General features: G+C 69.9%; 17 protein-coding genes. 15 read left to right on the top strand and 2 right to left on the bottom strand.

Annotated elements, in window-relative coordinates:
• The first annotated feature begins 100 nt into the window (after positions 1–100).
• The 7 genes from KLO01_RS01535 to KLO01_RS01505 are packed head-to-tail and all read left to right on the top strand — an operon-like array spanning position 101 to position 7,990.
• Positions 101–490: a TadE/TadG family type IV pilus assembly protein gene (locus tag KLO01_RS01535; RefSeq protein WP_186827873.1), complete on the top strand. Its 390-nt coding sequence runs from the start codon at positions 101–103 to the stop codon at positions 488–490.
• Positions 487–1,743 carry a pilus assembly protein TadG-related protein gene (locus tag KLO01_RS01530; protein ID WP_147061779.1) on the top strand — a complete coding sequence of 419 codons (1,257 nt, stop codon included), beginning with the start codon at positions 487–489 and terminating at the stop codon, positions 1,741–1,743. The genes KLO01_RS01535 and KLO01_RS01530 overlap by 4 nt, the downstream gene beginning before the upstream one ends.
• A gap of 31 nt (positions 1,744–1,774) precedes the next feature.
• Positions 1,775–2,599: a Flp pilus assembly protein CpaB gene (gene cpaB, locus KLO01_RS01525; protein WP_147061778.1), complete on the top strand. Its 825-nt coding sequence runs from the start codon at positions 1,775–1,777 to the stop codon at positions 2,597–2,599.
• Positions 2,599–3,765 (top strand): CpaE/TadZ family protein, encoded by a 1,167-nt coding sequence (locus KLO01_RS01520; protein ID WP_147061777.1) that lies wholly within the window; start codon positions 2,599–2,601, stop codon positions 3,763–3,765. Before cpaB ends, KLO01_RS01520 begins: the two co-directional genes overlap by 1 nt.
• Positions 3,762–5,126, top strand: coding sequence for a TadA family conjugal transfer-associated ATPase (locus KLO01_RS01515; RefSeq protein WP_147061776.1), 1,365 nt, complete (start codon positions 3,762–3,764; stop codon positions 5,124–5,126). The genes KLO01_RS01520 and KLO01_RS01515 overlap by 4 nt, the downstream gene beginning before the upstream one ends.
• A gap of 8 nt (positions 5,127–5,134) precedes the next feature.
• A complete protein-coding gene (locus KLO01_RS01510) occupies positions 5,135–7,087 on the top strand; it encodes a type II secretion system F family protein (RefSeq protein ID WP_186827872.1) in 1,953 nt (650 codons plus the stop codon).
• A gap of 3 nt (positions 7,088–7,090) precedes the next feature.
• Positions 7,091–7,990 carry a type II secretion system F family protein gene (locus KLO01_RS01505; RefSeq protein WP_147061774.1) on the top strand — a complete coding sequence of 300 codons (900 nt, stop codon included), beginning with the start codon at positions 7,091–7,093 and terminating at the stop codon, positions 7,988–7,990.
• Between the two features lie 62 nt (positions 7,991–8,052).
• Here KLO01_RS01505 and KLO01_RS01500 read toward each other — a convergent pair whose 3' ends face one another.
• Complete coding sequence (locus tag KLO01_RS01500) at positions 8,053–8,961, bottom strand: peptidoglycan-binding protein (protein WP_147061773.1); 909 nt, start codon at positions 8,959–8,961, stop codon at positions 8,053–8,055.
• A 282-nt stretch (positions 8,962–9,243) separates the two neighbouring features.
• On the opposite strand from KLO01_RS01500, the gene mtrA reads away from it, so the two are divergent.
• The 7 genes from mtrA to KLO01_RS01465 all read left to right on the top strand — a co-directional run bounded on the left by mtrA (position 9,244) and on the right by KLO01_RS01465 (position 17,106).
• A complete protein-coding gene (mtrA, locus tag KLO01_RS01495; RefSeq protein WP_147061772.1) occupies positions 9,244–9,921 on the top strand; it encodes an MtrAB system response regulator MtrA in 678 nt (225 codons plus the stop codon).
• 110 nt (positions 9,922–10,031) lie between these two features.
• Positions 10,032–11,654, top strand: coding sequence for an MtrAB system histidine kinase MtrB (mtrB, locus tag KLO01_RS01490; protein WP_246135993.1), 1,623 nt, complete (start codon positions 10,032–10,034; stop codon positions 11,652–11,654).
• Positions 11,651–13,432, top strand: a complete 1,782-nt coding sequence (locus KLO01_RS01485) for an LpqB family beta-propeller domain-containing protein (RefSeq protein ID WP_147061771.1) — start codon at positions 11,651–11,653, stop codon at positions 13,430–13,432. The genes mtrB and KLO01_RS01485 overlap by 4 nt, the downstream gene beginning before the upstream one ends.
• A 108-nt stretch (positions 13,433–13,540) precedes the next feature.
• Positions 13,541–14,308 carry a ComF family protein gene (locus KLO01_RS01480; protein WP_147061770.1) on the top strand — a complete coding sequence of 256 codons (768 nt, stop codon included), beginning with the start codon at positions 13,541–13,543 and terminating at the stop codon, positions 14,306–14,308.
• An 85-nt stretch (positions 14,309–14,393) separates the two neighbouring features.
• Positions 14,394–15,062 carry a ribosome hibernation-promoting factor, HPF/YfiA family gene (gene hpf / locus KLO01_RS01475; protein ID WP_147061769.1) on the top strand — a complete coding sequence of 223 codons (669 nt, stop codon included), beginning with the start codon at positions 14,394–14,396 and terminating at the stop codon, positions 15,060–15,062.
• A gap of 72 nt (positions 15,063–15,134) precedes the next feature.
• Positions 15,135–15,851, top strand: coding sequence for a response regulator (locus KLO01_RS01470; RefSeq protein ID WP_147061768.1), 717 nt, complete (start codon positions 15,135–15,137; stop codon positions 15,849–15,851).
• 64 nt (positions 15,852–15,915) lie between these two features.
• Positions 15,916–17,106 carry a winged helix-turn-helix domain-containing protein gene (locus KLO01_RS01465; RefSeq protein ID WP_186827871.1) on the top strand — a complete coding sequence of 397 codons (1,191 nt, stop codon included), beginning with the start codon at positions 15,916–15,918 and terminating at the stop codon, positions 17,104–17,106.
• On the opposite strand, the gene KLO01_RS01460 is transcribed toward KLO01_RS01465, so the two are convergent.
• A complete protein-coding gene (locus tag KLO01_RS01460; protein ID WP_147061766.1) occupies positions 17,103–18,224 on the bottom strand; it encodes a GNAT family N-acetyltransferase in 1,122 nt (373 codons plus the stop codon). The two genes, KLO01_RS01465 and KLO01_RS01460, sit on opposite strands and share 4 nt — an antisense overlap.
• 171 nt (positions 18,225–18,395) lie before the next feature.
• Here KLO01_RS01460 and secA point away from each other — a divergent pair, with 171 nt between their 5' ends.
• The gene (secA, locus tag KLO01_RS01455; protein WP_147061765.1) at positions 18,396–21,299 is read left to right on the top strand and encodes a preprotein translocase subunit SecA; all 2,904 of its coding nucleotides are present in this window, start codon (positions 18,396–18,398) and stop codon (positions 21,297–21,299) included.
• Positions 21,300–21,369 lie beyond the last annotated feature (70 nt).

The raw sequence follows: 21,369 nt of genomic DNA, 5'->3' as shown, positions 1-21,369 counted from the left end.
GAGCCGCCGACCCGAAGCACCCTCGTGCACTTTCGTGCACGATCCGCAAGTTTGTTCGTAAGGGGTGTGGCCAATGCGCAGGCGCGAACGCGGTGCCTCGATGGTGGAGTTCGCCATCATGTTGCCCCTCCTCCTGCTCGTGCTTTTCGGTCTGATCGACATGGGCCGGATGTTCCTTGCCCAGGCGATGGTGACCAACGGAGCTCGCGAAGGTGCCCGTATGGCCGTCCTGCGGTTCCCTGACAGTGACGTCCAGACCCGGGCCGACGCCTCGATGCCTGGCCTTGACGGACTGACCTCCGGTACGCACACGGTCACCGTCCCGGTCCGCTGCCCTGCAGCGCCGACGGCAACCGACGCCACAAACGTCAGGGTGTCGGTCGTCGGGTTCAAGTGGGTCGCCCTGGGGGCCATCACCAACCTCTTTCCTGGGGGCGCGATCGCGGTGCCGACGCCCACGGCCACGTCTTCGATGAGGTGTGCGGGATGACTTCGGAGAAGCTCACCGTGCGTCGTCGCGACGAGCGAGGCGCCGTCGGCGCCCTCGTCGGTCTCCTCTTCGGCGCGTTCGTCGTCACCGGGCTGCTGGCGTGGTCGGCGGACGTCGGTCAGGTGATGTGGGAACGCCGCCAGACTCAGAACGCCGCTGACGCAGCAGCACTTGCTCTGGCCCAGAGCTGCGCCAAGAACAACTGTGTCGCCGGCGCAGACAACCTGCCGGCCCTGGTCAATGCCAACACCGTCAACAACGCCTTGCGTACACACACGCTCGAGCGCCAGTGCAAGCGCAACACCAGCATTGGTTCTCTGCCCCAGTGCACCTCGACGCCGAGCATCACCGCACTCCGCGAGTGCCCGCCGATGCCCTCCACACTGTCAACGCTGCCCTACGTCGAAGTGCGCGTCGGGGCCAATGAGGGCGGTCTCGGGATCATCCCCAACCCGTTCTCGCGAGTGAACAACTCACCCGCTGACGACTCGACCCAGCAGGTCTACTCGTGCTCCCGTGCCGCGTGGGGAGTCCCGGCCGCGAACAGCTTCCTCGCCCCCATCGCCATCTCCACGTGCGAGTGGCGTACCTACTCGGCCGGCGGAACGACCTACCACCCTGCGCCGACCGGCGCATGGCCCGGTTACGGAGGGGCAGGACAGCCGCCCTGGCCGCTCGGACCCACGAACCCCAACACTGCCGGACGCGAGGTTGTCATCACGTTGCACGGTTCCGGCGACTCGTCGTGCCCGTCAGGCCCCAGTGGGGGCGACGTCCCCGGCGGCTTCGGCTACCTGGACAGCACGGGCTCGTGCAACGTCACGACGTCCACGACCAACGGCACCGACTACTGGGCTCCAGTGAGCACTGGAAGCTCGGCACCCAACTCCTGTCGAAGCGTTTTGGCTGACGTCCGAGACAACGGCCCGGTCATCGACCTCCCGGTCTACGACTGCATCGTCAACAACGGGTCGGGGGCAGTCACCCCGTCGACATCGTGCCTCTCCGGTAACGGGTCGTCTGCGAGATATCACCTCGCGGGGGTCGCGCGCTTCTATCTCAGTGGCTACAAGATCACGGGTAGTGAGTCGCGCCCGAGCCGCGTGACAGGTTCGGTGCCGTGCTCCGGCTCGGCCCGGTGCATCTCCGGGTGGTTCGTCAGCGGAGTTCTCTCCAACCCCACCGGCGGCGTCGTCGCCCCCACTCCCTCCAACCCCGGCTTCGGTCTTTCCGTCGTCGTCCCGGCCGGCTGAGCCGTCGGTCCCCTTGAAAGGCATCTGAACCATGGGTCGTCGCGTCCTCGCTCTCATCGCAGCCGTCGTGCTCGCCCTCGTCGGCGCGACCCTCGTGCTCGTCTACGCCAGCAACGCGGACGAGCGGGCGCTCCAGGGCCAGCAGCCCCGCACCGTCTTCGTGACGGAGAAGGTCGTCTCCTCGGGCACGACCCTCAAGGACGCCGAGCGCGGTGGCCTCATCAAGCGCACGCAGGTCGCGGCCAAGGCACTCCCCGCGGGTGCCCTCAACCTCATCGATGGTGAGAACAGCTCGCTCGTGGCCCTCGCGGACATCACCCCGGGTCAGGTCGTCCTCAGCTCGGCATTCGGCCAGGAACGCTTGGGGCAGAAGGCGATCGGCGTGTCCGCGGGCAAGATCGCAATCTCGGTCAGCCTCGAGGACCCGAACCGGGTCGGCGCCTTCGTCACGCCGGGCAGCAGCATCACGATCTACGACACCTACGACATCAAGAAACTCGGGACGGACGACGCGACCAAGCAGTACAACGAGCTCAAGGTCATGGGCACGAGCGTGCTGCTCTCGAAGGTCCAGGTCATCGGAATCGGAACGACGAGCCTGACCGGCGCTGCGTTGAAGTCGGAAGGCGAGAAGGGCGAGGAGTCCGCCCCGACGACATCGACGCCCGTGCAGAGCTACCTCGTCACGGTCGAGGTGAGCCCAGCCGACTCGATCAAGCTCGTGCATGCCATCCAGCACTCGCAGAACTCCCAGAACAACCCGGCACGGCACATCTACTTCGGTCTCGAGGGTTCGGACACCACAGTGCCGAAGAACCTCAGCACCGACGACTTCCGCTACCACGGGAGTCCCTGATGACCATCCTCTGGGACAACGAGCCGGGTGCGAGCGACAGGTACCACTTCGCCCTCGGGCACGTGCAGCTGCTCGGGTCAGCGCCCCTCGTTCACCGTGCCCTGGATGATGACGCGCAGTCCGACCTTGTGGTCATCGGGCCGATGGTCAACCTCGACGAGGCCTCGCTGCTCGTCGAGTCGGTGCGCGGCGTGCGCCCAGAGGTCGGGTTCATCCTCCTGAGGCACCGGCTCGACGTCACGACGATGACCCAGGCCCTGCGGAGCGGGTTCCGCGAGGTCGTCGCCTCCGACGACGCGCCAGCGCTCTCGGACGCGGTGCGACGCAGTCGTGACCTCACGGCACGGCTCGCAGGTCACCAGAGCGGTGGACCGGCCGCACAAGGGCGCATCATCACGGTCTTCTCCGCCAAGGGTGGTGTCGGCAAGACCACGCTGTCGACCAACATCGCCACCCACCTCGCCCTGAGCAACCAGCGCACGGTGCTCGTCGACCTCGACCTCTCCTTCGGCGACGTCGGGATCAGCATGCAGCTCATGCCGTCGAACTCCGTGCACGACGCCGTGTCGATGAGCGGCTCTCTCGACGGTGAGGGCCTGGCGCAGCTCGTGACCCACCACGAGGCGAGTGGCCTCGACGTCATCGCCGCCCCCACCGACCCGTCGCTCGCCGACCGTGTGAGTGCCCAGGTCGTGAGTGAGCTCCTCCGTGTGGCGGCTGCCCACTACGACTACGTCATCGTCGACACACCGCCCTCGTTCACCGAGCACGTCCTTGCCGCGTGTGACGTGAGCAGCCTTCTCGTGCTCATCGCCACGCTCGACATCCCCGCAGTCAAGAACCTCAAGCTGGCGCTCGAGACCCTCGACGCCCTCGGCAGCCCCAAGGAGTCGCGCGTCATCGTGCTCAACCGCGCGGACGTCAAGGTGGGGCTCCGGGACGAGGACGTCGTACAGGCCATCGGAGCTCCGATCGCGGTGAGCATCCCGGCCAGCATCACCGTGCCGGCCTCGGTCAATCGTGGCGTCCCGCTGGTCCTCGAGTCCCCTCGTGATCCCGTGAGCGTGGCGCTTCGTGAGATCGCGGACAAGCACATTCGGGGACGCTTCGGCACTCCCGTGGAAGACACCCAGCGCCGCAGCCTCTTCAGCAGGAGAAGTCGATGAGCACCCTCGCAGACCGTCTCGACACCGCCCGACGAGCCCATGAGCCAGCGCCCGTGCAAGGCAGCGCTTCACATGAGGCGCGGGGGACCGACCCGTTCCTCGAGGTCAAGGCGCGCGTCCACCAAGGCCTCATCGACTCCCTCGGGCCCCGGCTCTACGACCCGCACCTCAAGGAGTCCGACCTCGCCAACCAGGTCCGACAGACCCTGCAGGAGGTCATCGATGCCGAGCAGCACCCGCTCTCGCTCGCTGACCGAACGCGCCTCGCGCAGGAAGTCTCCGACGAGATCCTCGGGCACGGCCCGATCGAGCCGCTGCTGCGTGACCCCGAGATCTCCGAGATCATGGTCAACGGGAGCCACCGGATCTTCGTGGAGCGCTCCGGCAAGCTGTACCCGACCTCGGCACGGTTCACCGACGAAACCCACCTGCGCCGCATCATCGACAAGATCGTGGGACGAGTTGGCCGCCGGGTCGACGAGGCCAGCCCGCTCGTGGATGCCCGCCTTCCTGACGGGTCACGAGTCAACGCGGTGGTCGCTCCGATCGCGCTCGATGGTGCCGTTCTCACCATTCGCAAGTTCGCCGCCGACCCGTTCACGGACAAGGACCTCATCTCCTTCGGGACCTTCACGCCTCCGGTGCGTGACTTCCTCTGGTCCTGCGTGAAGGGCCGACGCAACATCATCATCTCCGGCGGCACGGGGTCCGGGAAGACGACGACGCTCAACGTCGTCTCCTCGTTCCTGCCCGACGACGAGCGGATCGTGACGATCGAGGACGCTGCCGAGCTCCAGCTCCACCAGGCTCACGTGCTGCGTCTCGAGTCGCGACCCGCGAACATCGAGGGCTCGGGGGCCGTCACCATCCGCGACCTGGTGCGCAACTCCCTGCGCATGCGACCCGACCGCATCGTCGTCGGCGAGGTCCGTGACGGTGCTGCTCTCGACATGCTGCAGGCCATGAACACCGGCCATGACGGGTCGATCACCACGGTGCATGCCAACAGCGCACGCGACTCGCTCGCGCGTCTCGAGACGATGGTGCTCATGGCAGGCGTCGACCTGCCCATCCGTGCCATCCGCGAGCAGGTCGCTGGCGCGGTGGACCTCATCATCCAGCAGGCTCGTCTCAAGGACGGGACCCGGCGCATCACGCAGATCACCGAGGTGGTGGGCATGGAGGGCGACATCATCACCCTCCAGGACCTCTTCACCTTCGACTACAGCGCGGGCCGCGACGAGAACGGCCGGTTCCTGGGCGAGCTCCGCAGCACGGGGATCCGGCCGACGTTCTCGCAGGACCTGGCAGACCAGGGCATCGAGCTTCCCTACCAGCTCTTCGTGCCCGGCCTGCGATGAGGTCCTCGATGCGGCGGTGGCTGCTGACCCCACTTCTCGCCACGCTGTTCGTCATGGGTCTGCAGGCCACGGCCACGGCCGCGGACTCCGTGCCCGCGACGCTCGGTGGGGTGAGAGTGACTGCGGACAAGGTGACCGGCGTCATGACACTCCGGCCGGGGGACAAGGTCATCAGCGTCGACCCCGGCGTCACTGCGACCCTTGGGAGCCAGAAGGCCGAGGTCACCTTCAAGCCGGCCGCGCGGGCCCAGCGCACGACGGTCCTCCTCATCGACACGAGCGGGTCGATGGGGCGCGCAGGCATGGCCACCGTCCGGAGCGCGGTCAAGGGCTTCCTCGCGTCCGTGCCGAAGGACGTACGCGTCGGCGTCGTCTCGTTCGGCAACACGGCAGGACCAGAGATCGCACCGACGACCGATCGCGCAGCGGTCCAGAGCGTCGTCGACGTCCTCTCGGCAGATGGCAACACCGCCCTGTTCGGCGGAGTGACCCAGGCGGTCCGGATGCTGGGTACCACGGGCGACCGCAGCATCGTGCTGCTCAGCGACGGCAAGAACACCGTCGGCGACCGCGCACCCGGGCTCTCGGCGGCCGTCAAGGCGCTCACCGCCTCGCAGGTCCGCGTCGAGGTCGTGCGGTTCACGACGAGCGAGAACGACCCCGAGGCCCTCGCGGCCTTCGCCAAGGCGGGAGGTGGCTCTGTCGTCCAAGCCAGCGACGAGGCCGCCGTCCGCACGGCCTTCCAGAATGCCGCGAAGGTCCTCGAATCGCAGGTGCAGTTCACCATCACCCCGCCGCCCGGAACGACCGGCGCCCTTCCGCTCGTCGTCCGCGGCACCGCATCTGGACGCCCTTTTGTCGTCAAGTCCCAGGTCGACCTCGGAGCCCGGTCGGGACCGGAGCCCTCGACGAGTGCGTCAGTCGCCACACCCGTGGCGGCCGGGGCTCCGGTCGGCTTCGCCCGGGTGAGCTCCGGCACGAGCCGCGGCCTCATCGCAGCCGTCGTGGCCACGTTCATCGGGGCGCTGGTGCTCGTCATCGCGCTGATCAACCCGTTCCGCTCCAAGCGTCACGAGCGGGTCGCAGAGGTCCAGCAGTACTCGCTCTCCGGCGCCACCCGGGCTTCCAGGCACACCACCACCGAGGCCCAGCCGTCGGTCATCGCACAGTCCGCGGTGCGCATGGGCGACCGCGTCATGGAGCAGCGGGAGTCGACGACCCGCACCATGGAGCTCATCCAGCGCGCCGACTTCCCGCTGCGAGCGGGGGAGTGGTTCGTCCTGCGGGTCGTCGCTGTCATCGTCGGTGCCGTCCTCGTCCCCTTCCTCGTCCCCATGCCGTGGTGGCTGACGTTCCCCCTTGGCCTGGGCCTCGGGCTCGGGCTCCCGGCGATCGTGCTGCGAGTCATGGCTGCCAGACGCGCCAAGAAGTTCGAGAGCCTCCTGCCCGATGTGTTGCTCCTCGTCGCCACCACGCTCGCGAGCGGGTTCAGCCTCATCCAGGCGCTGGACGCCATCGCCACTGACGCCGCCGAGCCGGCGGGCAAGGAGTTCTCCCGCGCGCTGGCGGAGACACGGATCGGCGCCGACGTCTCGGACGCTCTCGACACCATGGCGCGTCGGATGGACAGCGAAAGCATGAGATGGACGACCATGGCCATCCGGATCCAGCGCGACGTCGGCGGCAACCTCGCCGACACGTTGCGGACCACCGCACACACACTGCGCGAACGCGAGTCCCTCAAGCGTCAGGTCGATGCGCTTTCGGCGGAGGGGCGTCTGTCGGCGTACGTGCTCATCGCCCTGCCACTTTCGCTCTTCCTCTACATGGCCTGGACGAACCCGGCCTACACCTCACTGCTATGGACCACGGTCCCCGGAATGGTCATGCTCATCGGCAGTTCGCTGAGCATGATCGTGGGCGCCCTGTGGATGCGCAAAGTCGTCAAGATCGAGGTCTGAACCATGCTGATCATCGGCGCCATCTTCGTCGCAGCCGCCTTGGGTACGGTGGTGGTCATCATGGCCACCGCTGGTGCCGGTACCACCGGCGTCGCCCGTTCGCTCGAGCTCGTGAGTCACCGACCGGACAGCAGGACGGTCGCCAAGTCCGAGCTGGGGGCGCGGGACCGCTTCGTCCTTCCATTCGAGGACGGCCTCAAGGGTGTGGCGCACCGGCTCTCACCGTCTGGCACCACCGAGCGATTGGCCGCCGGTCTCGACCGTGCGGGCAACCCCCCGGCGTGGCCGGTCGAACGGATCTACGGCGCGAAGGGAGTCGGTCTGCTCGGCGGTGCAGCTCTCGGCCTTCTTTTCGGCGGTCTCTCGCTCCTCGGCCTGCTCGCAGCTGCCGGGCTCGGTGCAGCGGCCTTCTTCCTGCCCGACCTCCTCATCTACAACTCGGCTCTGCGACGTCAGGAGGAGGTTCGGCGCGGGTTCGCCGACGCCCTCGACATGCTCACCGTCTGTGTCGAGTCGGGCCAGGGCTTCGACGCAGCGCTCGGTCAGGTGGCGCGCAACGTCACCGGACCCATCGGCGGCGAGTTCGCACGAGTCATGGCGGAGTTCCAGATCGGCAAGTCCCGCTCGGAGGCATTCCAGAGCATGGCACGTCGCAACACCGCACCCGAGGTCAAGAACTTCGTCTCGGCACTGGTGCAGGCCGACCGCCTCGGTGTGCCGATCGCAGGGGTCCTCCGGGAGCAGACCAAGGAGATGCGGGTCATCCGTCGCCAGCTGGCGGAGGAGAAGGCACAGAAGGTGGCGGTCAAGGTCATCTTCCCCGTGCTCGTCTGCATCTTCCCGGTGATCTTCGTGGTGATCCTCGGGCCCGCAGCGATCAACATCGCACGGGTCCTGGGCTGATCGTGCGGCCGGGAGCTGACACCCGGCATGGCCAGCCCGGTGCCGGCTCCCGACACGGTCGGTCAGAGGCCCTTGTAGCGCTCCCACCAGGTGAACGGCACCCGGTAGGACGACGGGGTGTTGTCGGCCGCGTGGCTGGCCAGGCCGTTCTTGCCGATGTAGTAGTCGCAGACCTGGTCGCGGGCGACGTGGCCGCCGTCCTTCTGCCAGATGTCCGGGTCGCCGATGGCGACGGCGTGGATGTGGTAGCTGAAGCCCTGGGCCGGTGTGCGCAGCCAGGCCGCGAAGCCGACCGTGCGGAGGGCCTTGACCTGCTGCCAGCGCTGGGCGTCCGAGAGGCCGCCCACGGAGATGTCGACGACGCCGCCGCCGTCGTGGGTTCCGGCCGAGGCCGAGACACCGCCGGGGTTGTAGCTGCCCTGGGTGAGGCTGAAGTTCCACCCGGGGAGCAGGTTGTCCGCGGCCTGGAGCATCTGGCGGGTGCGGTCGTTGACCCGCTTGCCGCCGTACGACGAGGTCCGGCTGCCGGTGCTGACCTTGTGGGCGACGGTGAAGCGGTTGGCGCCGAGCGTGGTGAGCGAGGAGACGCCGGGCAGGCCGTTGGCGTCGATGCCGGAGTAGCCCTGGCGGCGCTGCCAGGTGGCGTACGCAGAGGTGGTGCCGTTGCCGTACCACCCGTCGGCGGTCGTGCTGATGCTCTTGGACTGCAGCGCCGACTGCACGAGCGTGGTCGAGGCGTTGTCGGCGAGCCCGGCCTTGTCACCGCAGCGCGGCTCGACCTGGGCGGCGGCGAGGACGCGGGCCATGTCGACGCTCGGCAGGGCGGTCGTCGCGGACGCCACTGTGGGTGCCGAGGCGACGGGTGTCGCGCTGGGCGCCGCGGCGGCGGTGCCGAACGCGAGTGCGCCGACGGCAACGACGGCGAGCGGTGCTGCAAGGACCGACCTGCGGCCCATGGGACTGCGCTTCATGAGATTTCCCCTCCAGACGGTTGCGGGCTGCCCGGCCGCGCCGGGACCGACGCCGGTCGGCGAGCCCGGCTCCGAACGTAGGACTGCTCGCCCGGGTTGGACATGGGGAGGACTCCCCATCGGCGCACGGACCGGTGCGACCCCCACCGCCCGGCCGCGACACCGCGTCGCAGCGGGGCTGACAGGGGAGCACAGTTCGCTGTGCGAACATGGACCACCGGCGCGTCACCGTGCCGGCACACGTCGTCCTGCGGCGTGTCGCCCAGAGGGAAGGGACTGACCGTGAAGGGTCGCGTGCTCGTCGTCGACGACGATCTCGCTCTCGCGGAGATGCTCGGCATCGTGCTTCGCAACGAGGGACTGGAGGTCAGCCACGTCGCCGACGGCTCCGGTGCACTGGCGGCGTTCCGCGAGGCGCGCCCCGACCTCGTGCTCCTCGACGTCATGCTCCCGGGCATCGACGGTCTCGAGGTGTGCCGGCGGATCCGCGCCGAGTCCGGTGTCCCCATCGTCATGCTCACGGCACGCACCGACACCATCGACGTCGTCGTCGGTCTCGAGTCGGGTGCCGACGACTACGTCGTCAAGCCCTTCAAGCCCCAGGAGCTCATCGCCCGGGTCCGCGCGCGACTGCGACGCGACAACGACGCCGAGCCCGAGCGCCTCACCATCGGTGACCTGACGATCGACGTGGCGGGCCACTCGGTCAAGCGCGGCGGCGAGTCGCTCAGCCTCACCCCGCTCGAGTTCGACCTCCTCGTCGCGCTCGCCCGCAAGCCGTGGCAGGTCTTCACCCGCGAGGTGCTGCTCGAGCAGGTCTGGGGCTACCGCCACGCCGGTGACACCCGCCTGGTCAACGTCCACGTCCAGCGGCTCCGCTCCAAGATCGAGAAGGACCCCGAGCGCCCCGAGATCGTCGTCACCGTGCGTGGCGTGGGCTACCGGGCCGGGCCGGCCTGACCATGTCGGGGACGCCGATCGCCAAAGCACCTGGCGCCGGAGCGTCACCGTCACGCACGCCGTCCGCGACGCCCCCACCGGTGGCGGCGCCCACGCCGTCACCCTCCTTCGTGGGGCACGTGCGCCAGATCGGCGGCCGGGTGATGGACGTCCTGCGGACGGTCGCGCGCGGCATCGTCGCCCTGGCCAGGGCGCTCGTGCGCACGTGGCGGCGCTCGCTGCAGTTCCGCGTCGTCTCCACGACCGTGGTCCTCGGCATCGTCGTCGTCTCGCTGCTCGGCTCCTACCTCTACAACGAGATCGCCAGCGGGCTGCGCAACGACAAGGTCAGCACGAGTGAGTACGAAGCCCGCACGCTGACCCAGGCCGTCCAGACCCAGTGGGACAACACCACAGGGACGACGGCCCAGGAGCTCAACCTCGCCGCGCTCGACATCATGAAGTCGACGCTCACGCCCGTCGGGCCCGAGCCCTCCCGCTACGTCGTCATGCTGCGCGGGGTCAAGAACACCAACCCGACGGTCCTGGACTCGCTCGAGTCCGGGGGAGTCGGGCTGTCGGCCGTGACCCAGCCGCTCCGGCGGGCCGTCGCGGACGACCCCACCCGCCAGCACACGATGGTGAGCGACGTCCTCATCAACGGCCGCCAGGTCCCGGCGGTGTTTGTCGGGACCGGGGTCGAGGTCCCGCGAGCCGGTCGCTACGACCTCTACTACATCTACCCGATGACGCAGGAGATCCAGACGATGAGTCTGATCTCCACGGCGTTCAGCATCGCCGGCCTCATCCTCACGGCGCTCGTGGGCGCGGTCGCCTGGGTGGTCACCAAGCAGGTCGTCTCGCCCGTGCGCCGGGCTGCCGAGGTCTCCGAACGTCTCGCGTCGGGCAAGCTCAACGAACGTATGCCGTCGCGCGGCGAGGACGACCTCGCCCTCCTCGGTACGTCGTTCAACGCGATGGCCGACAGCCTGCAGTCGCAGATCCGCCAGCTCGAGGGGCTGAGCCGCGTCCAGCAGCGGTTCGTCTCGGACGTGTCCCACGAGCTGCGCACCCCGCTGACGACGATCCGGATGGCCGGCGACCTGCTCTACGACTCGCGCTCCGACTTCGACCCCGTCGTGGGGCGCTCCGCCGAGCTCCTCCAGGGTGAGCTCGACCGGTTCGAGTCGCTGCTCGCCGACCTGCTCGAGATCAGCCGCTTCGACGCCGGGGCCGCCGCCCTCGAGCTCGAGCCGATCGACCTGCGCGACATCGTCGAGGACGTCGTCGACGCGGCCCGGCCGCTCGCGGACCGGCGGGGCTCGACGATCGAGGTGGTCGAGACCGGGCCGGTCGAGGCCGAGGTCGACGGCCGCCGGGTCGAACGCATCCTGCGCAACCTCGTCGTCAACGCGGTCGAGCACGGTGAGGGCAAGCCCGTCACCATCCACCTGCGTGAGGGTGACGGCGCCGTCGCCGTCGTCGTCGAGGACCACGGCGTCGGCCTGCGCCACGGCGAGGCGTCGATGGTCTTCAACCGGTTCTGGCGGGCCGACCCGGCGCGGGCCCGCACCACCGGCGGCACGGGTCTCGGCCTCGCCATCGCCCTCGAGGACGCGCGGCTGCACAACGGCTGGCTCCAGGCGTGGGGCGAGCCCGGCGCCGGCTCGCGGTTCCGCCTCACCCTGCCGCAGCGCTCGGGCCATTCGCTGACGTCCTCGCCCCTCGCGCTCTCACCGGGTGAGCGGTCGTGACGACGCAACGGCGCCGAGGCCACCGCCTCGCCCGCGCGGGTGCACTCGTCGTCGTCGCCACCCTGCTGAGCGCCTGCGGCGGCATCGGGACGAGCACGCCCGTCCAGCCCGGGCTCGAGGTCCGTGGCGGTGACGTCCAGCCCGTGCGCGCGTTCTTCCCGCCGCCGGCCAAGGGCGCCTCCCAGCGCGACATCGTGCTCGGCTTCGTGCGCGCAGGCGCCGCGAGCGACGGCAACTTCGACACGGCCCGCAGCTTCCTCACCGAGGACGCCGACAAGGGCTGGGTGCCCGAGGGCGAGGTCGTTCTCTACTCCGCCACCACCCCGCTCTCGGTGACGAACCGCACGCCCGACGTCGCCGTCCTCTCCGGCCCTGTCGAGGCCTCGATCGGCACCGACGGCCGCTACGTCAAGGCCGCCGGCGGTGCCGCCCGCCGGGTCGAGTTCCAGTTCGCCCGGATCAACGGTGAGTGGCGGATCAGCAACGTTCCCAAGGGTTTCGGCCGGTGGATCACCACCTCCGACCTCGGGCGCCTGCTCCAGCCCTACTCCCTGCACTACCTCGCCAGCGACCGCCGCGCGCTCGTCCCCGACCGGCGCTGGTTCCCCCCGGACCACCTCGCCACGCGACTGGCGCGCGCCCAGCTCGGTGACCCGCCGGCATACCTCGGCGACGCCGTCCGCAACGACATCCCGCGGGGTGCGCGGCTCACCGCCGACTCGGTCTCGGTCACCGACGGCGTGGCCCGGGTTGACATCACCGGTCAGGTCCCCACCGACAAGACACAGCGCGAGAACGTCTGGGCGCAGCTCGTCTCGACGCTCCTCCAGGACCCGCAGGTGCAGGGCGTGACGATCCGGGTGCGCGACGTGACGCTCGAGCTGCCCGACGTCGACCTCCCGGTGCGCACCATCGACCAGGTCGGGTTCCCGGCGCCGCCGGTCGTCCCGCTCGGCCGGCCGATGATCCGGCGCGGCGAGTCGATCTACCTCCTGCCAAGCACGAGCTTCGTCGACAAGGACCCGCGCAGGTCGGGCAACGTCGACGTCCGCGAGGACTTCCACTCGCTCGCGCTGTCGGCCGACGGCACCGACATCGCCGCGGTCGACCCGGACGGCGGCGGGCTGTCGCGGTTCCACGGCACCAACCGCTACGACATGCCGTTCTTCGGTACCAAGGTCGGGCACCCGACCTACGACACGCGCAGCTTCCTGTGGGCCGGCGGCATCGGGCTCGACGAGGACTCCGCCAAACGGCTGTGGACGTTCTCGGTCGCCGCCGACCCGGCCAAGGAACGCCAGACGGCCGCCGTGGCGGTCGCTGCGGGCTGGCTGGCGAAGCGACGGGTCGTCGAGGCCAAGCCCTCGCCGTCGGGTGACCGGGTCGCGATCCTGCACACGGCCGAGAACGGCACCGACGCACAGGTCGCCGTCACCGGAGTCGCGCGCGACGCCGGGGGACGCCCGGTCCGGCTGGCCGAGCCGCTGCGGCTCGGTTCGACCCTGGTCGACCCGGCCGGGCTCGTGTGGCTCTCCAACACGTCCGTGGCGACCCTCGCGCGCCGGGCGGGCACGACCGAGCAGCGCCGCCCCTACGTCCTCTCGATCGACGGTGAGGAGCAGGGGCTCGGCGAGACCCGCAAGGGCATCTCGATCACGTCCGCCGGCGGTGAGCGCGACATCCTCGTGACGAACTCCGACGGCACCGTGATCAGCCGCGCGGGCCAGCAGTGGCTCTCGCTCGGGCAGGGGACCGACGTCCTCGTGCCCACCCGCTGAGGACCTCTTCGACCGGGTCGTCCACAGGCAGCGTCGAAGGGCGTCGCCGTCCACAGGTGCGAGGGTCCGGGCTCGCGCGCACCGAGGCCGGCGACGCAGGGTGCAGGGGTGCTGTCCGAGCTCCTCGACCTCGTGCTGCCCGCCGCGTGCGCGCTCTGCCACCGGCCGGGTGCGCCGTTGTGCCCGCGCTGCCGCGACGCGGCGCTCGAGTGCCTCCACGCGTCGCCGCGCGTGGCCGTCCCGTCACCCCCACCACCCGGTATGCCGTCCTGCTGGGTCTCCGGCGAGGCGAGCGGCGCGCTCCGGGCCGTCGTCACGGCATACAAGGACGAGGGACGTCGGGACCTCCACCGGACCCTCGCGACCTGGCTGGCTCCGGCGCTTCGGGCCGCTGCGGGCGCAGAGCCCGCTGCGCGTGACTCCCTGCGCGGGAGAGGGCTGCTCGTCGTCCCGGTGCCGGGTTCGCCCAGGGCGCGGCGACGGCGGGGGGACGTGCCGCTGACACCGCTCGTGAGCGGCGCGGCGGCCTCGGTCCCGGGCCGGGTCACGGTCGCCGAGGTGCTCGTCGCGACGCGGCTCACGAAGGACCAGTCCACGCTCGACGCAGCGGCCCGGGCCAGCAACCTCGCCGGTGCCATGGCCGTGCGCGAGCGGCACGTGAGGGTGGTCGGCGGGGCGGTGTGCATCGTCGTCGACGACCTCGTGACGACCGGTGCGACGCTCGCCGAGGCGGCCCGAGCCCTGCGGGACGCGGGCGCCGGCACGGTCCTGGGCGCGGCGATCGGTGCCACCCGCAGACAGGTCGACCACCATGCGGGATTGCCCTGCCGCCCTCCCTTGAAAGGGTCCGGTGACAGGTCTAACGTCGGTGCATGAGACCGATCCTCCCTCGGAGGTGGTGCCGCCGCCCGTAGCCCTCGTCAGGCACCCACAGGCACGCCCCCCGACACAAGGAGGACAAGTGGACATCGTCGTCACCGGACGCCACACGACCGTCTCGGACCGATTCCGGCAGCACATCGCAGAGAAGCTCGAGAAGGTCCAGCAGCTCGCTCCGCGAACGCGCCGCATCGAGGTCGTGGTCAGCCACGAAGCGAACCGTCGACAGTCCAAGGCCTGTGACCGCGTGGAGATCACGTGTCACATCAAGGGCCCTGTCGTGCGCGCCGAAGCGTGCCAGGAGGACAAGTACGCCGCACTCGATGTTGCTCTCGAGAAGCTGCTGGAACGCCTCCGCCGCAAGCACGACCGGACGGTCCGCCGCGGACGCCACAGCCAGGAGTCGGTCGCCGCCGCCACGGCCTTCGTGCCCCCCGAGCCGCAGGACGACAGCGCGGCAGCGGGCGAGGACGACGGTGGAGCCTTCGGCGACTCGCCGATCGAGGTGCGTGAGAAGGTCCACACCTCCGCGCCGATGACGCTCGACCAGGCCCTGCGCGAGATGGAGCTCGTCGGTCACGACTTCTACCTGTTCCACGACCTCGACACCGACAAGGCCAGCGTCGTGTATCGCCGCCGTGGCTGGTCCTACGGCGTCCTGCACCTCGATCTCAACGGCAGTGCCACCCACGTCGCGACCGACTCCGTGGAGGCCGGTCAGGGCCAGTCAGAGCGGGCCGCAGCCTCCTGACGTGCACACCTTCCGTTGGGGGAGTTGACGATAAGGCGGACGGGGGCGGACTCACCGTGTCAGGATGACCACGTGAGTCCGCCCCTTTCTGAGCCGGGTTCGCGGGCCTCGTCCAACGGGCAGACCAGCGAACGTATCCGCATCGTCATCGTCGATGACCACGACCTCTACCGTCGTGGCATGCAGGCCGTCATCGGCCTGGAACCCGACCTCGAGATCGTCGCCGAGGCCGCCTCCGGAGTGGAGGCCGTCGAGAAGGTCTTCGAGTTCGAGCCCGATGTCGTCCTCCTCGACGTGCGCATGCCCGGCAACAGCGGGATCGAGGCGTGCACGGCGATCAAGGAGAAGGCACCGGACACCAAGATCCTCATCCTCACCGCCTCCGACGACGAGTCCGACCTCTTCTCGGCCATCAAGGCCGGCGCGAGCGGCTACCTCCTCAAGGACCTGCCGACCGAGCAGATCGCCCAGTCGGTGCGGATGGCCCACGCGGGCCAGTCGATGATCCCGCCGCACATGGCCAGCCAGCTCATCGCCGAGTTCTCGCGGCTGAGCAACGAGCCGCCCAAGGACGAGTCGACGGGTCCGCGCCTCACCGACCGCGAGCTCGAGGTGCTCTCGCTCGTGGCCCGGGGCAAGGCCAACAAGGAGATCGCGACCCAGCTGTTCATCAGCGAGAACACCGTCAAGAACCACGTCCGCAACATCCTCGAGAAGCTCCAGCTCCACTCGCGCGTCGAGGCGGCCCTCTATGCCATGAGGCGCAACCTCATCGAGCCCGAGGCCTGAGCCGGTCCGGTCCTGCCGGGAGCAGGGCGCGGGGCTGTCGGGGGCGGCGGACACAATGGGGGGCATGCGTCTCAGCACGGTCGCCGCGCGCCGGATCGCGCTCGCCGCACAGGGGTTCGGTGCGTCGCGCCCCAAGCCGTGGTCGGCGACCTCGCGCCAGGTCCAGCGGGTCATCGACACCGTCGGCATCGTCCAGATCGACAGCGTCAACGTCGTCTCGCGCAGCCACTACCTGCCGTTCTTCTCCCGGCTGGGTCCCTACGACACGGCGCTCGTCGACCGGGCCCGTGACCGCGCGCCGCGGCGGCTCGTCGAGTTCTGGGCGCACGAGGCGTCGCTCATCCCACCCTCCACGTGGCCGCTGCTCGACTTCCGGATGCGCCGCGCGCACGACGAGTCGTGGGGCGGCATGCAGCGGGTCAAGCGTGACCACCCCGAGCTCGTCGACGCGGTCCTCGCCGAGGTCCGCGCCCGCGGGCCGCTGACGAGCCGTCAGCTCGAGGCGGCCCTGGCCCACGACCTCCCGCGCGACCGCGACCAGTGGGGCTGGAACTGGTCGCTCGTCAAGGCCGCCCTCGAGCACCTCTTCTGGTCCGGCGAGGTCAGCTCCGCCGGCCGCACGACCCAGTTCGAACGCCGGTATGCCGTGCCCTCCCGCGTGCTCCCGGCCCACCTTCGCGACGTGGCCGAGTCTCCCGGGCTGCGACCCGGCGACGACGAGGCCTTCGTCGAGCTCATCCGGATCGCGGCCCGGGCCCACGGGGTCGGCACCGAGCAGTGCCTGCGCGACTACTTCCGGCTCAAGCCGGAGCAGGCCCGACCGGCGATCGCCACGCTCGTCGAGGCGGGCGACCTGGTACCGGTGACGATCGACGGGTGGAGGCGGCCGGCATACCTCGACCCGACCGCGAGGCGACCACGACGGATCGCGACGCGGGCGCTGCTCTCGCCGTTCGACTCGCTCATCTGGCAGCGCGACCGGACGAGCGCGCTCTTCGGGTTCGACTACCGGCTCGAGATCTACGTGCCCGAGGACAAGCGGGTTCACGGCTACTACGTGCTGCCGTTCCTCCTCGGTGAGGACCTCGTCGGGCGGGTCGACCTCAAGGCCGACAGGGCCCGTGGTCGGCTGCTGGCGCGCCGCACCACGTGGGAGCCGGGCCGCGGCGGGGCCGACGACACCCGAGAGCTCCACGAGGAGCTCACCCTCATGGCGCAGTGGCTCGGGCTGGCCGACGTCGCGGTCGTCCGCTAGTCGCGAGAGGGTGCGAGCAGGTCCCAGTGGTCGGCGGGGCCCACCGAGCCGTCCGGTGCGGTCGCGGCCTCCTCGTGCCCCCAGCGCGTGAAGCCGGCAGCCGTGAGGACGGCGTTGCTCGCGGCGTTGTCGGCGGCGGTCTCGGCGACGAGCCGCCGCAGGCCCAGGCCGCCCTCGTCACGGCTCGCGAAGGCGTGCCCGACCGCGAGGCCGGCCGCGATCCTGGCGGCCCCACGCCCCCGGGCGCTCGGGAAGAGGTAGTAGCCGAGCTCGGCGGTGTCGCCGTCGGCGAGGGCGCCGTCGTGGACGAAGACGAGCACCTCACCGAGGGCCGCGTCGCTCTCGGCGTCGGCGATGCACCAGTTGACGCTCGACCCGCGGGCCATGACGAGACGGCGCCGGATGAGCCAGTCGGTCCACGTGTCGGCGGTGGGGATCGCGCGCGCCGGCACGAAGTGCGAGGGGTGGTTCGGTGCCTCGACGGCCTCACCATCGGTGTCGCGCCACGGACGCAGGCGGATGCCGTCCGCCTCGAGCACCGGTGGGGTGACCCACTCGGTGCGCGGCGCCATGGCGTCGTCACGGCCGAGGCTGCCGAACCACGCGTCGACGAGGCCACCCTCGCCGTGGGCGACGTGCTCGGGCAGCGTGGCGACGAACTCGAAGCCGGCGGCCCGGGCCGGGCCCCACGAGGCGATGTTGCCGCGCTCGGCGTACCAGTCGACCCGCTGGCCGCCGGCGTCGAACCAGTACTGGCAGACGAGCCTGAGCGCGCGGGCCATGAGGCCCCGGCCGCGACCCTCGGGGTGCAGGCCGTAGCCGATCTCGGCGCGGCCAGCGGCCCGTGGACGCAGGTCGATGGAGCCGAGGAAGCGGTGCTCGCCGTCCGAGACCTCCTCGATGGCCCAGAGCCGGTCGCCGTCGCCGTCCCAGCCCTTGGCGATGTCCGCGACCCACTCGTGGGCCATGGCCAGGGTGTAGTCGCGCGGGACCTGGGTCCAGCGCAGGCTCTCGGGGTCGGTGCACTGCTCGACGATCCGCTGCGCGTCGTCGGCGGAGTGGGCGCGCAGGCGCACGACGTCGTCGGTGAGGATCGGCACGGAGTCGGGGAACGGCATACGGGATTTGACCACGGGCGCGACGCGCGCCGGAACCGATTAACCCGGCCCCGGCGTTGGAGTCTGGTGGAGTGCCGCCTCAGGTGCGGCCCGAGCCCGCGGCTCGACTACCCTTGGCAGGTCTCGTCGAAGGTGTCGAGCGAGATGACCGTTCAACGAGGAGTCCTACCCGTGGTGAAGATCGTCGAGAAGCTGCTGCGCGCCGGTGAAGGCCGGATCGTCAAGAAGCTCGAGAACATCGCCGACCAGGTCAACGCGATCGAGGAGGACTTCGTCGCGATGAGCGACGACGAGCTGCGCGGCATGACCGACGAGTTCCGCTCGCGCCTCGCCGACGGGGAGACGCTCGACGACATCCTCCCCGAGGCCTTCGCGGCGGTCCGCGAGGCCGGACGGCGCACGCTGGGCAAGCGGCACTTCGACGTCCAGCTCATGGGTGGAGCCGCCCTCCACATGGGCAACGTCGCCGAGATGAAGACCGGTGAGGGCAAGACCCTCGTCGCCACGCTGCCCTCCTACCTCAACGCCATCGAGGGCAAGGGCGTCCACGTCATCACCGTGAACGACTACCTCGCCGAGTACCAGGCCGAGCTCATGGGTCGCGTCCACCGCGCCCTCGGCCTCGAGACCGGCTGCATCCTCGCGAACATGACGCCGGACCAGCGTCGGGAGCAGTACGCCAAGGACATCACCTACGGCACCAACAACGAGTTCGGCTTCGACTACCTGCGCGACAACATGGCGTGGTCGACCGACGAGCTCGTCCAGCGTGGCCACAACTTCGCGATCGTCGACGAGGTCGACTCGATCCTCATCGACGAGGCCCGCACGCCGCTCATCATCTCGGGGCCGGCCGACCAGCCGACCAAGTGGTACAGCGAGTTCGCCAAGGCCGTGCAGCACCTCGAGCGCGGTGAGGGCGGCGACCAGATGCGCGGCATCCCGAGCCGGGGCGACTACGAGGTCGACGAGAAGAAGAAGACCGTCGGCGTCCTCGAGCCGGGCATCGAGAAGATCGAGGACTACCTCGGCATCGACAACCTCTACGAGTCCTCCAACACGCCCCTCATCGGCTACCTCAACAACGCGATCAAGGCCAAGGAGCTCTTCACCCGCGACAAGGACTACGTCGTCATGGACGGCGAGGTGCTCATCGTCGACGAGCACACCGGTCGCATCCTCAAGGGCCGCCGCTACAACGAGGGCATGCATCAGGCCATCGAGGCCAAGGAGGGGGTGACGATCCAGAACGAGAACCAGACCCTCGCGACGATCACCCTCCAGAACTACTTCCGCATGTACGACAAGCTCTCGGGCATGACGGGTACGGCCATGACCGAAGCCGCCGAGCTCAACTCGATCTACAAGCTCGGTGTCGTCCCGATCCGTACCAACCGCCCGATGGTCCGCAAGGACCAGGCCGACCTCGTCTACCGGACCGAGGAGGCCAAGTACAAGGCGGTCGTCGACGACATCGCCGAGCGCCACGAGAAGGGCCAGCCCGTCCTCGTCGGCACCGTGAGCGTCGAGAAGAGCGAGTACCTCTCCGAGCAGCTGCGCCGCCGCGGCATCAAGCACGCGGTCCTCAACGCCAAGCACCACGAGCGTGAGGCCGCGATCGTCGCCGACGCCGGCCTCAAGGCCGCCGTCACCGTCGCCACCAACATGGCCGGCCGAGGCACCGACATCATGCTCGGTGGCAACCCCGAGTTCATGGCCGTCGCCGCCCTCAAGGACCGCGGTCTCGACCCCGTCGAGACGCCCGAGGAGTACGAGGCGGCGTGGGACGCAGCGCTCGAGACCGCCGAGGCCCGGGTGCGGACCGAGCACGAGGAGGTCACCGAGCTCGGTGGTCTCTACGTCCTTGGCACCGAGCGCCACGAGTCGCGACGCATCGACAACCAGCTCCGTGGTCGTTCCGGTCGCCAGGGTGACCCGGGCGAGTCGCGGTTCTACCTCTCGCTCCAGGACCACCTCATGCGGCTGTTCAACGCCGGCATGGTCGACCGGGTCATGAGCTCGACGGGCATGGAGGACGACCAGCCCATCGAGTCCAAGATGGTGTCGCGCTCCATCGCCTCGGCGCAGAGCCAGGTCGAGGCGCAGAACTTCGAGATCCGCAAGAACGTCCTCAAGTACGACGACGTCCTCAACCGCCAGCGCACCGTGATCTACGACGAGCGCCGCCGCGTCCTCGAGGGCGAGGACCTGCACGAGCAGATGCGCTTCTTCGTCAACGACGTCGTCTCGGGCTATGTCGACGCCGAGACCTCCGAGGGCTTCGCCGAGGACTGGGACCTCGACCGGCTGTGGACGGCCGTCAAGGCGCTCTACCCGATCTCGATCACCCAGGAGCAGGTCGTCGAGGCGGCCGGTGGGCTCTCGGGGCTGCGCTCCGAGACGCTCAAGGAGGAGATCCTCACCGACGCGCACCACGCCTACGACGCGCGCGAGCAGGCGCTCGGCAGCGAGGTCATGCGTGAGGTCGAGCGGCGGGTCATGCTCTCGGTCCTGGACCGCAAGTGGCGTGAGCACCTCTACGAGATGGACTACCTCCAGGAGGGCATCGGGCTGCGTGCCATGGCCCAGCGCGACCCGCTGGTCGAGTACCAGCGCGAGGGCTTCCAGCTGTGGCAGGCCATGAACGAGTCGGTCAAGGAGGAGGCCGTCGGTCTCGTCTTCCACGTCGACGTCCAGGTCGACCAGCCGACGACGCCCCAGGTGGCGACCGCCCCGCAGCACGTCTCCGACATGTTGGGTGGGCTGGCCGGCTCCGACGGCAGCGGCGACGGCACCCACGAGCCCGACGTCGCACCGAGCGACGCTCCCCGGTTCGAGGTCGCCGGTGTCGGCGTCGAGCGCCCGCGCCAGCCCGCCCGTCTGCACTACACCGCCCCGTCCGAGACGGGCGAGGTCGTCGAGCGCGACGTCGCGGGTGCGCGGAGCAACGGCAGCAGCGCCGCCGGTGGGGTCGCCGGCCTGAGCGCCGAGCAGCTCGCGAGCACCCCGCGCAACGCCCCGTGCCCCTGCGGCTCGGGCAAGAAGTTCAAGATGTGCCACGGCAAGGACGCCTGACCAGCGCCACCGTCCGCGCCTGACGAGATCGGGTGACGTGCCCGGGATCCCCGTGATCCCTCGGCGCGTC

This window comes from Knoellia locipacati (genome assembly GCF_007992835.1).
In the GTDB taxonomy this organism is placed as follows: Bacteria; Actinomycetota; Actinomycetes; order Actinomycetales; family Dermatophilaceae; genus Knoellia; species Knoellia locipacati.
This window is presented reverse-complemented; position numbering and strand designations above follow the sequence as displayed.